This window comes from Pseudomonas sp. 8 R 14 (assembly GCF_900005955.1).
Taxonomy (GTDB): Bacteria; Pseudomonadota; Gammaproteobacteria; order Pseudomonadales; family Pseudomonadaceae; genus Aquipseudomonas; species Aquipseudomonas marginalis.
The window spans coordinates 17,605-31,344 of record NZ_CVTH01000027.1 but is presented as its reverse complement, the minus strand read 5'-3'; the positions used below and the strand labels follow the sequence as shown (position 1 = coordinate 31,344).

General features: G+C 61.6%; 15 protein-coding genes. 9 read left to right on the top strand and 6 right to left on the bottom strand.

The window, feature by feature from the left end:
- The first annotated feature begins 122 nt into the window (after nucleotides 1–122).
- The 3 genes from BFQ01_RS03185 to BFQ01_RS03180 all read left to right on the top strand — a co-directional run bounded on the left by BFQ01_RS03185 (nucleotide 123) and on the right by BFQ01_RS03180 (nucleotide 1,227).
- A complete protein-coding gene (locus BFQ01_RS03185) occupies nucleotides 123–311 on the top strand; it encodes a type II toxin-antitoxin system RelB family antitoxin (RefSeq protein ID WP_065924199.1) in 189 nt (62 codons plus the stop codon).
- Nucleotides 301–570, top strand: coding sequence for a type II toxin-antitoxin system RelE/ParE family toxin (locus BFQ01_RS31110; protein ID WP_083244841.1), 270 nt, complete (start codon nucleotides 301–303; stop codon nucleotides 568–570). The genes BFQ01_RS03185 and BFQ01_RS31110 overlap by 11 nt, the downstream gene beginning before the upstream one ends.
- A 168-nt stretch (nucleotides 571–738) precedes the next feature.
- Nucleotides 739–1,227, top strand: a complete 489-nt coding sequence (locus BFQ01_RS03180; protein ID WP_065924198.1) for a phosphate-starvation-inducible protein PsiE — start codon at nucleotides 739–741, stop codon at nucleotides 1,225–1,227.
- On the opposite strand, the gene BFQ01_RS03175 is transcribed toward BFQ01_RS03180, so the two are convergent.
- The gene (locus BFQ01_RS03175; protein ID WP_065924197.1) at nucleotides 1,224–1,541 is read right to left on the bottom strand and encodes a DUF3509 domain-containing protein; all 318 of its coding nucleotides are present in this window, start codon (nucleotides 1,539–1,541) and stop codon (nucleotides 1,224–1,226) included. The two genes, BFQ01_RS03180 and BFQ01_RS03175, sit on opposite strands and share 4 nt — an antisense overlap.
- 337 nt (nucleotides 1,542–1,878) lie before the next feature.
- Nucleotides 1,879–3,255: an L-serine ammonia-lyase gene (locus BFQ01_RS03170; RefSeq protein WP_065924196.1), complete on the bottom strand. Its 1,377-nt coding sequence runs from the start codon at nucleotides 3,253–3,255 to the stop codon at nucleotides 1,879–1,881.
- A gap of 137 nt (nucleotides 3,256–3,392) precedes the next feature.
- Between BFQ01_RS03170 and BFQ01_RS03165 the strand changes: the two genes are divergently transcribed.
- Together BFQ01_RS03165 and BFQ01_RS03160 are read left to right on the top strand one after the other, a co-directional pair.
- Nucleotides 3,393–4,340, top strand: a complete 948-nt coding sequence (locus BFQ01_RS03165; protein WP_065924195.1) for a LysR substrate-binding domain-containing protein — start codon at nucleotides 3,393–3,395, stop codon at nucleotides 4,338–4,340.
- Between the two features lie 213 nt (nucleotides 4,341–4,553).
- Nucleotides 4,554–4,964, top strand: coding sequence for an HPF/RaiA family ribosome-associated protein (locus BFQ01_RS03160; RefSeq protein WP_027604683.1), 411 nt, complete (start codon nucleotides 4,554–4,556; stop codon nucleotides 4,962–4,964).
- 51 nt (nucleotides 4,965–5,015) lie between these two features.
- Here the strand turns inward: BFQ01_RS03160 and BFQ01_RS03155 are convergent, their stop codons facing one another.
- Nucleotides 5,016–6,527, bottom strand: a complete 1,512-nt coding sequence (locus BFQ01_RS03155) for an MFS transporter (RefSeq protein ID WP_065924194.1) — start codon at nucleotides 6,525–6,527, stop codon at nucleotides 5,016–5,018.
- A gap of 105 nt (nucleotides 6,528–6,632) precedes the next feature.
- On the opposite strand from BFQ01_RS03155, the gene BFQ01_RS03150 reads away from it, so the two are divergent.
- A complete protein-coding gene (locus BFQ01_RS03150) occupies nucleotides 6,633–7,505 on the top strand; it encodes a LysR family transcriptional regulator (RefSeq protein ID WP_065924193.1) in 873 nt (290 codons plus the stop codon).
- Here BFQ01_RS03150 and fecA read toward each other — a convergent pair.
- From fecA to BFQ01_RS03135, 3 genes are all read right to left on the bottom strand, one after another.
- The gene (fecA, locus tag BFQ01_RS03145; RefSeq protein ID WP_065924192.1) at nucleotides 7,502–9,841 is read right to left on the bottom strand and encodes a TonB-dependent Fe(3+) dicitrate receptor FecA; all 2,340 of its coding nucleotides are present in this window, start codon (nucleotides 9,839–9,841) and stop codon (nucleotides 7,502–7,504) included. The genes BFQ01_RS03150 and fecA overlap by 4 nt on opposite strands.
- Nucleotides 9,842–9,931: 90 nt before the next feature.
- Nucleotides 9,932–10,873 (bottom strand): FecR domain-containing protein, encoded by a 942-nt coding sequence (locus BFQ01_RS03140; protein ID WP_065924191.1) that lies wholly within the window; start codon nucleotides 10,871–10,873, stop codon nucleotides 9,932–9,934.
- On the bottom strand, nucleotides 10,870–11,358 hold the full coding sequence (locus tag BFQ01_RS03135) for a sigma-70 family RNA polymerase sigma factor (protein WP_065924325.1): 489 nt from the start codon (nucleotides 11,356–11,358) through the stop codon (nucleotides 10,870–10,872). The genes BFQ01_RS03140 and BFQ01_RS03135 overlap by 4 nt, the downstream gene beginning before the upstream one ends.
- A gap of 170 nt (nucleotides 11,359–11,528) precedes the next feature.
- On the opposite strand from BFQ01_RS03135, the gene BFQ01_RS03130 reads away from it, so the two are divergent.
- The 3 genes from BFQ01_RS03130 to BFQ01_RS03120 are packed head-to-tail and all read left to right on the top strand — an operon-like array spanning nucleotide 11,529 to nucleotide 13,729.
- Nucleotides 11,529–11,831 carry a DUF3649 domain-containing protein gene (locus BFQ01_RS03130; protein ID WP_065924190.1) on the top strand — a complete coding sequence of 101 codons (303 nt, stop codon included), beginning with the start codon at nucleotides 11,529–11,531 and terminating at the stop codon, nucleotides 11,829–11,831.
- Complete coding sequence (locus BFQ01_RS03125; protein ID WP_065924189.1) at nucleotides 11,828–13,402, top strand: PepSY-associated TM helix domain-containing protein; 1,575 nt, start codon at nucleotides 11,828–11,830, stop codon at nucleotides 13,400–13,402. Before BFQ01_RS03130 ends, BFQ01_RS03125 begins: the two co-directional genes overlap by 4 nt.
- Nucleotides 13,403–13,729, top strand: coding sequence for a DUF3325 domain-containing protein (locus BFQ01_RS03120; RefSeq protein ID WP_065924188.1), 327 nt, complete (start codon nucleotides 13,403–13,405; stop codon nucleotides 13,727–13,729).
- The last annotated feature ends 11 nt before the right edge of the window (nucleotides 13,730–13,740 follow it).

Below are 13,740 nucleotides of genomic sequence, written 5' to 3'. Positions count from 1 at the left end.
GGAACGGTCAAAAAATAGTCACAAATGGCTTCGATTTTTCCTGTTACTCACTTCAGCGCTCGGAGCACGACAGTAAAAACTCCAGCGACTAGACTCCTTCTTCATCGACAACGGAGGCTTTTATGGACACTTCCTTTTCCTCAGGTATCCCCGCAGATACCGAAGAGCAGGCCGACAGCTATGACCGCTGGTTTCGCGCCAAGGTACAGGCCGCTCTTGATGATCCAAGCCCTGGCATTTCTCATGATGAAGTGATGGCAGAGATGCGCGCGTTAATTGAATCCAAACGCAAGAAAGGCGATGCTGATTGAGTGGGGTCCCGCAGCGCGGGTGCAACTCCGGCAAATTACTGATTACATCAGCGACCGCAATCCAGTTGCTGCGCTTGAGCTAAACCAAGCAATAGAAGCCTCCGTGCTGGCTCTTTCTCGTAGGCCCCATCTTTACCGCCCTGAGCGTGTCATCGGCACGCGAGAGATGGTGGTACACCCGAATTATCTGGTCGTTTATAAGGTGACAGACAACATTCGGGTCATCTCGGTTTTACACGCCCGCCAGCGATATCCTTGAAAAATCCGCTTCTCGGATGGGCAAAGTATCTACTCTGCTCATCCTCCCACGTGCCTCATGTCACCCCGCCATCATCTTATACCCGCCTCTGGCCTTTTTTCTGCATGCAGAACAACCGTCACGTCCAACCCGCATTATCCGGTCGAACCGACCTAAGGAAGCACCATCGTGAAATTTAATTGGGCCGAAAAGCTGCGCCATCAAGTTCATGGGCTGGCCGAGTCCCTGGGTAACCTGTTTGTCGAGTCGTTCCATTACCTGGCGTTGTTCGCCATCGGTGCGGTGACCGCCTGGGCAGCGGTGATGGAATTCCTGGGGATGCTGGAGAACGGGCACATCAAGATCGATGACATCCTGCTGCTGTTCATCTACCTGGAATTGGGCGCGATGGTCGGGATTTACTTCAAGACCAACCACATGCCGGTGCGTTTCCTGATCTACGTGGCGATCACCGCGCTCACGCGGCTGTTGATCTCCAATGTGTCCCACCACAACCCGCCCGACCTCGGCATCATCTACCTGTGCGGCGGGATTCTGCTGTTGGCGTTTGCGATTCTGGTGGTGCGCTACGCGTCGTCGGCGTTCCCGTCGGTGAAGGTCGAAGGCCCGCGTCGCAAGGGCGAGGCGAACCTGGAGACCGAGAAGGGCGAGCTTTAAAGCCCGACGCTGAAGGGCAGGGGGCGGGTCGGTGGCCGCTGCAGCAGTTTGTGGCTGTCGCCGTCCGTCATCACCGCCAGGATCTCCATGGCGCTGTGGCCCTGCTCGATGGCGATGCCGAATTGAATGCTTTGCACCAGGCGTTTGAGCCGTTGCGGGTCGTTGCGTTGTTCGGCACTGATCATGCGTTTGGCCACTACGCCCGTCTCGTCCGAGAGGGTGAGCATGATGCTGCCGTCGAGCCGTTGGATGCTCAGGTTGACGCGGTATTTTGGGGTGAAGGTGTCGGTGATGATCTGAAAAGGATTGTCCATGGTGCGTTACCGCCTGATAAGAACATGCAGTCATTGACGACCGGTGTCGTGATTAGTTCGCGTTGCCTGACCACCGGCCACTCCGTCGCTGAGGTTGTACAAATTCCGTTTACCTCATGAGCTGTACAGCAAAGGGCGTGCCGTACAGCGATCTGTCAAACAATGAGCTCCTTATGTGTGTGTGGGCTTGCTCCCGATAGCGGTGCATCAGTCAATGAATACTTGGCTGATGCACCGCTATCGGGAGCAAGCCCCCTCCCACATGGGTTCTATGTTGTTATTGAAATCGGTGATCCGTTTCAGGGCAACACGGAAAAAACGATCGCTGACAGCGCAATCAGCACTCCACCCAGCTGACCGCCAGGCCGCCCCGTGAAGTTTCTTTGTACTTGTCGTGCATGTCGGCGCCGGTATCGCGCATGGTGCGGATCACCCGGTCGAGGGAAATGAAATGCTTGCCGTCACCGCGCAGGGCCATTTGCGTGGCGTTGATGGCCTTGACCGCGGCGATGGCATTGCGCTCGATGCACGGCACCTGCACCAGACCGCCGACCGGGTCGCAGGTCAGGCCGAGGTTGTGTTCCAGGCCTATTTCGGCGGCGTTTTCCAGTTGCTCGGGGGTGGCGCCGAGGATGTCGGCCAAGCCGGCGGCGGCCATGGCGCAGGCTGAACCGACTTCGCCCTGGCAACCGACTTCGGCACCGGAGATCGAGGCGTTTTTCTTACACAGAATGCCGACGGCTGCGGCGGCCAGGAAGAAATTGACCACATCGTCGTCAGATGCGTCGGCATTGAACTTCATGTAGTAATGCAGCACCGCCGGGATGATCCCCGCTGCGCCATTGGTCGGCGCCGTGACCATGCGCCCGCCCGCGGCATTTTCTTCGTTGACGGCGAGGGCGAACAGGTTGACCCATTCCATGGCCGACAAGGTCGAGGTGATCACATTGGGTTTGCCGATTTCCAACAGGCTGCGGTGCAATTTCGCTGCACGCCGTGGCACGTGCAGGCCACCGGGCAGGATGCCTTCGTGGCGCAGGCCTTGTTCCACGCATTCGCGCATCACCGACCAGATATGCAGCAGGCCGCTGCGGATCTGTTCATCGCTGCGCCAGGCGCGTTCGTTGGCCATCATCAATTCGGAAACCCGCAGGCCGTGTTTGTTGCACAGGGCCAGCAGCTCGACGGCGCTGGAGAAGTCGTAGGGCAATTGCACATCGTTGGCCGGCGCGAGGCCCGAAGCCGCTTCAGCGGCTTCGATGATGAAACCGCCACCCACCGAATAATAGGTCTGCTCGCTGAGCAGGCCGTTGTCGCCGTAGGCGTGCAGGGACATGGCGTTGGGGTGGTAGGGCAGACTTTCGTCCAGCAGCAGGAGGTCTCTTTGCCAGTTGAAAGCAATTTCCTGTTGACCGGCCAGCAACAACCGTCCGGACTCGCGCAGCTGTTGGATTCGCGTGTTGATCGAAGTGGGATCGACCTGATCCGGCCATTCGCCCATCAGGCCCATGACGCAGGCGCGGTCGGTGGCGTGGCCGACACCAGTGGCGGACAGCGAGCCATACAGGCGCACTTCGACCCGGCGCGTTTCACTCAGCAGGTGCTGGTCGCTCAGGGCCCGGGCGAAGGTCGCCGCCGCGCGCATGGGGCCGACGGTATGGGAGCTGGAAGGGCCGATGCCCACCTTGAATAGATCGAAAACACTGATAGCCATGCTAAAGCCTTACAAGAAATGGAGTAGGAATCGCTGCCATGTTTTGTAGGACGAGCGCAATTGGCGCGATACTGAGCCTCTAGATCGGCACTGACCAACGAATTATCCTAAGACACCCTTTAGCAGGACTAAACTCTATGGCTCGCCCTCTCCATGGCCAGACTTATGTCTGGTTGCACGTGTTTTCCTGCGCTGCCCGGCATCTGTCGTTCACCCGCTGCGCCGAAGAACTGCACATCACGCCGGGGGCGGTGAGCCAGCAAATCCGCCAGTTGGAGGAGCGCCTGGGGTTTCGGCTGTTTCATCGACGGGCACGGGGGGTGGAGCTGAGTGCCGAGGGCCAGCGCCTGGCGGCAACGGTGGGGGAGGCCTACGGCAGCATCGACGCCGAGTTGCAGCGGCTGGATGCGGGGATGATCAGCGGCACGCTTCGCCTGCGCTCGATTCCATCATTTCTCGGCAAATGGCTGACCCCACGCTTACCGCGCTTGCAGCAGCGCTTCCCGGATATCCAACTGCGTATGGTTGCCGAGGACAGCAGCATCGCCCTGCACGAGGGCGACTTTGACCTGGCCATTGACCTCAACGACGGCAGCTACCCCGGCCTGTTATCCACAGCCCTGCTGGATGAGCAGATTTTCCCGGTCTGCGCCCCCAGCCTGTTGCGGGGCCGACCGCCCTTGCACGGGCCGGCCGATCTCGTGCATTTCCCGCTGCTGCATGACATTACCGCTTGGCGTGGGAGTTACGAGTATGCGGAGTGGGAGTTCTACCTGAATGCCATCGGCTATCACGTCGCCGATGTACGCCGTGGCCACACCTTCAACCGCAACCACCTGACCATCGAAGCCGCCATCGCCGGCATGGGCGTGGCGATTGCGCGACGCACCTTGCTCAACGATGAGCTGGAACGCGGTACCTTGATTGTGCCGTTCGGCCTCGCGGTGCCCAACTATAAACGTTATGTGTTGCTATATGCGCCGGGCGCCCTGAGCCATCCGGGCGTACGCGCGGTGCATGACTGGCTGGTGGAGGAAGCAGGGATTTTTCGCGCCTTGCACCCGCTGGGGGAGGGGCAATTGTGAGGATTGCGGGGCGTAAGAAGATGTAACTAACTCCCCACCCTAACAGCGTTTCTGCTCGTCGTCAGGGTTAATTTGTAATGTGGGATTTATCTTTGCAAAGGGGTTGAAATGTTTCTCTAGCTGCTCAATTGTGTAATCAAGAGGTCATGGTTTCACCACCCCGGTGTTGCAGTTTGTGACCTCTCGCGAGCTAGCTGAAATAAGGGAAGAACTATGCAAATCCAAGTCAATAGCGATAACCATATTGAAAGCAGCATCCGACTGGAGGAGTGGGTACGTACTACCATTGAGAGCACGCTCGAACGTTATGAAGAAGACCTGACCCGAGTGGAGGTCTACCTGCGGGATGAGAACGGCGATAAGCCCGGTCCCCACGATTTAAGTTGCCGACTGGAAGCGCGGCCAAAAGGCCATCAACCGCTGTCGGTGTCCGCCAAGGGCGATACCCTGGAACAAGCGATTGACAGCGCGGCCACCAAGCTGGATCACGCATTGGAACATCTGTTTGGTCGACTGCAAGGCAAGCCCCGCGCTGCCGCGAAAAACCAGCCCATCAACAAAGTGAACGAAGACGCGCTGGAACAGGAATTCCTGGAAAACGAAAACGCGGTCATCAACGGCTGACGTTCTTTTCACCCCCTGCAAACGGGCCTGCATCTGCAGGCCCGTTTTCGTTCAGGCGCCGCGTCGGAAAAAATACCGGCTCAACAGCGCCAGCCCCCCAGCCCCCAACCCGGCAAACAGCATCGCCCAACCGGCGCCGTGGCGCAGTGCCGCCTGGGCATCGTTGGCTGCCAGCCCCATCGACTCCAACTTTCCTGCGGCAATGTTCTGGCTGATGGCCGGCCACTCCATTGCCGTGGTGGCGGGCAGCATCTCGGCCAGCTGATGGCTGATCCCCAGCAACAGCACCAGGCCCATCAGGGCAATGTTGAGCGCCAGGGTGATCAGCCGCGCACTGAGGTCGATGCCGGAGGCCATGCCCGCGCGGTCGGCCGATACCGAGCCGGTGGTGGTATTGGTGGTGGGCGAGTTGGTCAGCGCCAGGCCTGCGCCGGCGATCACGCAACTGAGCAGCACCAGCCCGATACGTGGGTGCTCGGCGCCGTTGACGGCGGCCATGGCCAGAAAGCCCGCGCCCATCAGGCCCAGGCCGAGGGGGATGATGCGTTCGGCGCCATAGCGCAGGGCCAGGCGCTCGGCCAGTGGCGGTACCAGCAAGGTCGGCAGGGTATAGGCGAGCAGAGCGGCGCCGGTGGTCAAGGTGTCGTAACCCAGGCCTGCCTGAAAGTACAACGGCAGGTAGATCATGAACGGCCAGAAGCTGAAGTTCATGCCGATCGAACCCATCAACGCGCCGTTGAACCGCTGGATGCGGAACACCGAGAAGTCGAACATCGGGTGCGCACTGCGAAGCTCGACCGTGATGAACAGCAGCAGGCCGAGCACCGACAACGCCGCCCAACCGAGCATGGCCGGTGTGCCGAAACCGTGTTCGCTGCCTTGGGTGATGAAGTACACCAGGGCAAACACCGACAGGGTCAGGGTGAGCATGCCGGCGATGTCCAGGCGATGGGCGGCCGGGTCGCGGGATTCCTGCACGCTGATGCGCAGCAGCACCAGGGTGAACAGGGTGAGCGGCACATGTACGAGGAACACCCAACGCCAATCCGCCACCGCCAGGATCAATGCGCCGATCATCGGCCCGAAGCCCAGGCCCACGCCGGCAATCACGCCCCATATCGCAAACGCCCGTGCCCGTGCTGCCGGTTCGCGGAACAGGTGCGAGAGGATGGCGAATTGGCAAATCATCATCGCCCCGGCACCGATGCCCTGGATAAACCGCGCCGTGATCAGCAGCGAGGCATCCTCGGCCAGCCCGCAGGCCAGTGAAGCCAGGCCAAACACCCACAGGCACAGCACCAGCATGCGGCGACGGCCAAAGCGGTCGGCCAATGTGCCCGCTGCCATCAGCACGCTGGTGCAGGCCAGGGTGTAGGCGTTCATGATCCACTGGGCGTCCTGGAAGCCCGTGCCCAACTCCCGCTCGAGCGTCGGCAGGATCACCGGCACGCTGGAAATCTCCAGGCCGAACATCAGGGCGACAAGGCACACGGCCGTGAGGGCCAGCCCATTCCTGGCGGTACGCGGGGGGCTGGCGGTAGTTAACGTGGCGGCGGGTGGCATGGGATTCTCCTGTGGATGAAGTGTCGTGTTATTTTCAGGGGAATCTGTTTCGTTATTCGTGATAAGTTTTCCGCTAATAGGGGAATTCAGAGCGACAATAGAGCCATGACGACACCGCGTTTTGATGGCGTTGAGCTGTTTCTGCACATCGTCGAAAGCGGCAACCTGACCGGGGCCGCCGAACGGCTGAACCTCACCCGCTCTGCGGTCGGTAAGGGCCTGGCGCGATTGGAAGCGCGCCTGGGCACATGCCTGTTGCAGCGCTCCACCCGCCGCCAGCGTCTGACCGAGGACGGCCAGGCGTACTACGAGCATTGCCTGCGCGCGTTGGCGGAACTCGAGGCGGCCGAATCGGTGCTGGAAAGCGGCCGGCAACACCCACGCGGCCGCTTGCGGGCGAGTTTGCCACTGGCCTTCGGGCATCACTACGCGGCCCCGGCATTGTGGGGGTTGATGGCGCGCTATCCGGAACTGGAGATCGAGATCAGCTTCGCCGATCGGCTGGTGGACCTGGCACAGGAAGGCTTCGACGTCGCTGTGCGGATCGGCCCGCTGCCCGACACCGACCGCCTCAGTGCACGTCGCCTGGGCGAACAGGCCGTTGGGCTGGCGGCGTCACCGGCGTACTTGCAGCGCGTCGGGCCGATTGAATGCATCGAAGACCTTGCCGGCCATCGCGGCATTGCCTATCGCAGCACGACCTCGCAGCGCAATCCCGTGGCCTCGCCGTTGATGATGGACGACCTCCAGGCGGTGGCCGATGCCGCCATCGCGGGCGTCGGCCTGGCCTGGTTGCCGAGTTGGTTGATTGCGCACTATGTGCTGCGGGGGCAGTTGGTCGCAGTGTTGCCCGGCTATCGCGAGCAACCTGCGCCGATCCATGTGATCTGGCCGACAGCCGTGCATATGCCGGCCAAGACGCGTTGTGCAATCGACGCTCTGGTCGCCGCCACCCCCAGTTGCCTGGCGGGCAGTTAGAACGCGATAGAGGTCTGCACGTACAGCGTACGCGGCTCACCCACGTATTTGCCCTTGTTGTTGTCGTCGAACGAGCGGGTGAAGTACTGCGTGTTGAAGATGTTCTTCACGCCGACCGCCACATTCAAATCCGAAAGTTGCGGGCCGAAGTCATAGGCTGCGCGGCTGCTGAACAGCATGTAGCCGGGGATTCGACCGTTGGCGCCGTCAGCACTTTCTGCCTGAGTGTTGGCGTTGTCGGCGAACTGGCTGCTCTGATAGCTGCTGTCCACATTGAGTTTCCAGCGCCCTTCGGTGTAACCCACGCCAAGGGTGCCCTTGTGCTTGGACGAGAAGGGCACGCGGTTGCCTTTGTTCGGGCCGTCTTCGCGGATGGTGGCGTCGACGTAGGCGTAGGTAGCGTACACATCGAAACCGGCCAACGCCGGGCTCAAGCCATCGAGGGCGTAGTTGACGCTGGTTTCAATACCCTGGTGGCGCGTTTCGCCGCGGGCGATAACCGAATCGTTGGTCTGGTTGCTTTCATACTGGTTGTCGAAGTTGATCAGGAACGCGCCGATCTCTGCGCGCAAGGTGCCGTCGTCATAGCGGGTACCCAGTTCCCAGGTGCGGGCTTTTTCCGGTTTCACTTCACCGCTGGTCACACGGTTGGGCATCTGGCTGTACTGCACGCTGCCGAATGAACCTTCGGTGTTGGCGTACAGGTTCCAGTCGTCAGTCAGGTGATAGAGCACGTTCAACGCCGGCAGCGCGGTGTTGTAGTCGCCTTTGTATTTGACGTTGGTCAGGTTGTTGCTCTGCTGGGACTCGATCATCTCGTAGCGGATGCCCGGGGTGATGGTCCACTTGCCGATATCAATCCGGTCATCGACGAAGAACGCATTGGCTTCGGTGCCGCCGCGGGTGTCGCGGTCGTTGCGGCTGTCGGTGCTGGGGATTTGCTGGTTGTTGGCGGAAATCGGCGTGCGGTAGCGCAACTCGTGGCCGGCTTCGTTGATGTAGCGGTAGCCGACGCCCACTTCATGGCTGGTCGGGCCGAGGTCAAAGCCTTGGGCGAAACGGGTTTCCACGCCGCGCACCCAATACTCACGCGGGGACAGCGACAGGAAGGTGCCCTGGTCCAGGTAGCCGCTGCGCAGGGTCTTGGTGAAGAAGCTGTTGACGGTGAATTCGCGGCGGTCCTGCTCGTAGCGATAGCCGATGTTGAACATCGTACGGCGGCCCCAGAATTTGTCGTAGGGACGGGTGGACTGATATGGATCGGCCTTGTAGTCCGCGACGTTCAAGCCCCCAGGCATATCGGCCTGGCCTTCATAGTACTGCGCCATGGCGTTGAAGCTGTTGGCGTCGTCGAGCTGGTATTTGCCTTTGAGGATCAGGTCGTCGATGCGCGTGTTGCTGTTTTCGCGCCAGTCGCCGCCACGGGTGCCGGAATACAAAATCGCGCCGCCCAGGCCATTCTCGGCAGTGCCGCCGGCCAGCAGGTTGCCGGTGGTCTTGAAGCCGTCATGGCTGGAAGACGGGCTGGTCTCGGTCTGCAAGCCACCTTTGACGGTGGGTGCATCCGGGATCGCGCGGGTCACGAAGTTGACCACGCCGCCGACGTTCTGCGGGCCGTAGCGCACCGCGCCGCCGCCACGCACCACGTCCACGGCGTCCATGTTGCCCATGCTGATCGGCGCGAAGGACAGCTGCGGCTGGCCGTACGGCGCGAAGGGCACAGGGATGCCGTCCATCAGCACCGTTGAGCGCGAGGCCAGGCGCGGGTTGAGACCGCGAATGCCGAAGTTCAGCGCCATATCGTGGCTGCCGGTGCCGTTATTGTCCGGAGCGTTGACGCCGGGTATGCGGTTGAGCACGTCCTTGGCCTGGGTGGCGCCCTGGCGTTCGAACTCTTCGCGGCGGATCACGTCACGGGCGCCGGGGTGTTCGAAGACATTGGTTTGTGCCGCATCGCCGAGCCAGTCGCCGACCACGCTGGAGGTCGCCAACTCGACAGCCGCCGGCGCCGTTGCCGGTTGCAGGCTGTAGGCGTTGTCGCCTTCGGCGCGGGCTTGCAGGCCGGTACCTTCCAGCAGCTTCTGCAGGCCTTCGGCGGCGCTGTAGCTGCCGGACAAACCACGGCTTTGCATGCCCGCCGTGACTTCGGAACCGAAGGAAATCAACACGCCGGCTTCACGGCCAAACTGGTTCAGGGCTGCTTCCAGCGAGCTTGGGGCGATGTGATACGGCTTGGTATCGGCCGCCATCACGCAAGGCAGTACGGTCAGGCTGAGGCTGGCGCCCAGCAGCAGTTGGCGCAAGGTGCGGGCGAGAAGGGTGGGTTGCTGGGGCATGGAGGGCGGTCCTGAGAAGGAAGGATCAAGGTGGCTTTCCTTCTCTGTCACGCGAGGTGCGGAAAACGGCTCACGGTGGCTGAAAATAATTTATGCACGTGCCTGGACGCTCACCCAATAGCGGGTAAAACGCCGCACCTTGACCGGCAGGCTGACCTCCAGCAGGTCGAGGATGCGTTCGCTGTCGTCCAGCGGGTAGCTGCCGGACAGCAGCAGGTTGGCGACTTGCGCATCGCAAATGAGCTGGCCACGGCGGTAGCGACCCAGTTCGGCGAGAAAGTCCTCCAGGCGCATATGCGCGGCCATCAGCATGCCGTCGGCCCAGGCGCCGCTGTTGGCGTCGGTAGGGCGCGGAGTGTCCCAGCCTTTACGGGTGAAATTGACCTGGCGCGCCGCTTCGACCGTCAGGGGCAGGCCGCTGTAGGTGTTGGGCATCACCTCGACGCGGCCGTCCAAGACCGCCAGTTGGGTGTGGTCGTTGAACTGGCGCACATTCAGGCGCGCCGCCTGGCTGCTGAGCAGGCCCTGGCCGGTCAACACCTGCAGCGGCGTGCTGCCGGCATTGCCGGTGAGCAGGATCTCGCCTTCGAGCAGGCGGATCAGCCGTTGCCGGCCGTCGAAGTGCACATCCACGGCGCTGCCGGTATTGAGTTGCAACTGGCTGCCGTCGGCCAATTGCACCTTACGCCGTTGGCCGACGGGGCTGCGATAGTCGGCGCTCAACGGCGGCAGGATATGCTGCTGGCGCAGGCTCCAGGCGGCGGCCGAACCGGCGCCGAGGATCAGCAACAACTTCAGCGCCTGGCGCCGGCTGCTGGACTTAGGTGCGTTCAACGCCGCATGGACCAGGGGCGAGGGCATGCCGCGCAGGCGCTGGTTGACGCGCTGGATATGGTTCCAGGCGCGCTGATGTTCGCTATGGGCATTCAGCCATTGTTGCCAGGCCGCCTGCTGGCGTGGGTTGAGCGCGCCTTGCTGCATTTCCATCAGCCAGTGCACGGCCTGTTCGGCAACCTGGGTCGAGACATTCATAGGGCGAAATAGCAGCGCATGGCGGCTTTATTCAGGTGGCGTTTGACGGTGGCGATGGAGATGCCCAGTTCGGCGCCGATCTGCGCATACGTCAGGCCGTCGAGCTGGGCCAGCAGGAACGTGCGTTTGACCTGGGTGGGCAAGCCATCGAGCAACTGGTCCAGCTCCAGCAGGGTTTGCAGGATGATCGCGCGCTCTTCTTCTGATGGCGCTACCTGCTCAGGCATCTGCGCCAAGGCGTCGAGGTAGGCGCGTTCCAGGTCCTGGCGGCGGTAGAAGTTGAACAACACACGCTTGGCGACCGTGGTGAGGAACGCGCGGGGCTCGACCAGCGTCGGCGCCTCCCGTGCGGTCAGGACCCGGATGAAGGTATCCTGTGCCAGGTCTGCAGCACTTTCCGGGCAGCCGAGCTTGCGTCGCAACCAGCCGGTGAGCCAGTGGTGATGGTCGTTGTAGAGCACTTCGACAGTGTTGGACGGCTGCAACGCAAACACTCCACAAGCATGGGCATGCTTTAGAGAACAAGAATTGTTCGCATTGTAGGGCGCCGCCAACCGTTCGGCAATGCGTGAAGGCAGGTGTTTCATCCGTTCTGTTTTGCTTATGAGAATATTTATCATTAATATTGCGCGCTGATGAACCTGGCGCCTCCCGCATGAAAAGCAAAACCTCACTGCCTGCTTCCTATCGTCTCGCTGTCACATCGCGGGTGCTCGCCGCTGTGGTTGGCGGTTACCTGATGGCGTCCCTGGCCAGTATCTGCCTGGCACTGTGGATGCCTGTCTCCCGCGCCGATGCGGTGATCACCGGGATGATGAGTTCGTTCGTGTTCTACCTGTTGGCGGTGCTGTGGTGCTTCGCCTGCCGTACGGCATGGCGCGCGTGGTGCGGCGTGATGCTGCCGAGCGCGGCGTTCGCCACCTTGGCAGGCCTGGGCTTGTGGATGGCACGCACATGAAAGAGGGCTTTCGTCAGGCCATGGCCTGGTTGCATACCTGGGCCGGGCTGATCTTTGGCTGGCTGCTGTTTGCGATTTTCCTGACGGGCACCCTGGCCTATTTCAAGGATGAGATCAGTCACTGGATGCAGCCCGAAGTGCAGGCCCATCCCCTGGATGATGCGCGCAGCCTGAGTGTCGCCCAGGACTACCTGCAGAAGGTCGCACCCACGGCCGCACGCTGGTTCATCACCTTGCCGGATAGCCGCGACCCTGGCCTGTCAGTGATGTGGCAAGACAAAGTCGACCCCGGCAAACGCGGCAATTTCATTCAGAAAACCCTCGACCCCGTGAGCGGGCAGGCCGTAGAGGCCCGGGAAAGCATGGGCGGGGATTTCTTCTACCGCTTCCACTTCCAGCTGCAAATGCCTTACCCGTGGGGCCGCTGGCTGTCGACCATTGCAGCGATGGTGATGTTCGTGGCATTGATCACGGGCATCATCACCCACAAGAAAATCTTCAAGGACTTCTTCACCTTCCGCCCCCGCAAAGGCCAGCGTTCCTGGCTCGACGGGCATAACGCGGTGGGTGTGCTGGTGCTGCCGTTTCACCTGATGATCACCTACAGCAGCCTGGTGATTTTCATGAGCATGGTGATGCCGGCGCCGATCGTGGCCTCCTATGGCAACGACACCCGGGCCTTCTTCAATGACGTGTTCCCCGCCACCAACAACGCGCCGGCGCTGGGCCAGCCAGGCCAATTGCTGTCATTGCTGCCGATGTACGAGCAGGCGAGGGCGCAGTGGGCGGGTGGGCATGTCGGGCGGCTGGCGGTGAACAACCCGAGTGATGTAAACGCTTCGGTGAACCTGTTCCGTGCCAGCTCCGACCGCGTGGTGCATGACTTCGGCAGTACCGTGTCGTTCAACGGCAACACGGGTGAGTTGTTGCGGGTCAGTGCTGAACAATCGCTGCCGGCGGCGATCGGCGGCAGCTTCTATGGCCTGCACATGGGCCATTTCGCCGGTCCGGTGCTGCGCTGGTTGTACTTTATCTGCGGCCTGGCGGGCACGGCGATGATCGGCACGGGACTGGTGATCTGGCTCGGCAAGCGGCAACTCAAACATGCAAAAAGCGGCGTGATGCCGTTTGAACTGCGGCTGGTGGAAGTGCTGAACATCGCCAGCATGTCCGGGCTGTTGATCGCCATTGCAGCCTTCTTCTGGGCCAACCGTTTATTGCCGGTGGGCTTTGCCGAGCGCTCCGATTGGGAAGTGCAGGCCTTCTTTATCGCCTGGGGCCTGAGCCTGTTGCACGCGATCCTGCGCCGGGGCCGCCAGGGTTGGGTTGAGCAATTGAGCTTCGCAGCACTGCTGTTTGCCGCAATCCCGTTGCTTAATGCCCTGACCACGTCGCAGCACTTGGGCGCTTCACTGGCGACGGGCGACTGGGCCATGGCGGGCTTCGACCTGACCTGCCTGGCCAGCGGTGTGTTCCTCGCCTGGGCAGCCTGGAAGATGCAGCACCGCAAGGCCCCGCAGCCCAAGACCGAACGGGCGCGGCCGCTGCAGCTCAAGCAGGAGGCGAACTGAATGCTCCTCGCGCTGCTGATGTGTTACGCCGGGTTTACCGCCTTGTGCCTGTCCACCGACCGTCACCACGGCGAACTGCTGCACAGCAGGCCATCACCTCGGCGGCGTATTGCTTTGCGCGTCATCGGTTGGCTGCTGCTGACCGTCTCGATCTGGCCCGCCGTGGCTGTCGCCGATTGGGGCCAGGGTCTGGTGGAGTGGTGCGCGGTGTTGATGCTCAGCGCCCTGTTGCTGGTGCTGTTGTTGCCGTATCGGCCAAGGCTGGCCTTGATCCTGGCAGGCGTCGGCCTGCTGGCCTGCCCTGTTGCTGCCTTCGCAACGTTCTGAGCCGCCGCCAT

Excerpts from the sequence above, each read along its gene's own strand:
- BFQ01_RS03185 (WP_065924199.1), top strand. The coding sequence starts at position 123 with ATGGACACTTCCTTTTCCTCAGGTATCCCCGCAGATACCGAAGAGCAG.
- BFQ01_RS31110 (WP_083244841.1), top strand. The coding sequence starts at position 301 with ATGCTGATTGAGTGGGGTCCCGCAGCGCGGGTGCAACTCCGGCAAATT.
- BFQ01_RS03175 (WP_065924197.1), bottom strand. The coding sequence starts at position 1,541 with ATGGACAATCCTTTTCAGATCATCACCGACACCTTCACCCCAAAATAC.
- BFQ01_RS03170 (WP_065924196.1), bottom strand. The coding sequence starts at position 3,255 with ATGGCTATCAGTGTTTTCGATCTATTCAAGGTGGGCATCGGCCCTTCC.
- BFQ01_RS03165 (WP_065924195.1), top strand. The coding sequence starts at position 3,393 with ATGGCTCGCCCTCTCCATGGCCAGACTTATGTCTGGTTGCACGTGTTT.
- BFQ01_RS03160 (WP_027604683.1), top strand. The coding sequence starts at position 4,554 with ATGCAAATCCAAGTCAATAGCGATAACCATATTGAAAGCAGCATCCGA.
- BFQ01_RS03155 (WP_065924194.1), bottom strand. The coding sequence starts at position 6,527 with ATGCCACCCGCCGCCACGTTAACTACCGCCAGCCCCCCGCGTACCGCC.
- BFQ01_RS03150 (WP_065924193.1), top strand. The coding sequence starts at position 6,633 with ATGACGACACCGCGTTTTGATGGCGTTGAGCTGTTTCTGCACATCGTC.
- fecA (WP_065924192.1), bottom strand. The coding sequence starts at position 9,841 with ATGCCCCAGCAACCCACCCTTCTCGCCCGCACCTTGCGCCAACTGCTG.
- BFQ01_RS03140 (WP_065924191.1), bottom strand. The coding sequence starts at position 10,873 with ATGAATGTCTCGACCCAGGTTGCCGAACAGGCCGTGCACTGGCTGATG.
- BFQ01_RS03130 (WP_065924190.1), top strand. The coding sequence starts at position 11,529 with ATGAAAAGCAAAACCTCACTGCCTGCTTCCTATCGTCTCGCTGTCACA.
- BFQ01_RS03125 (WP_065924189.1), top strand. The coding sequence starts at position 11,828 with ATGAAAGAGGGCTTTCGTCAGGCCATGGCCTGGTTGCATACCTGGGCC.
- BFQ01_RS03120 (WP_065924188.1), top strand. The coding sequence starts at position 13,403 with ATGCTCCTCGCGCTGCTGATGTGTTACGCCGGGTTTACCGCCTTGTGC.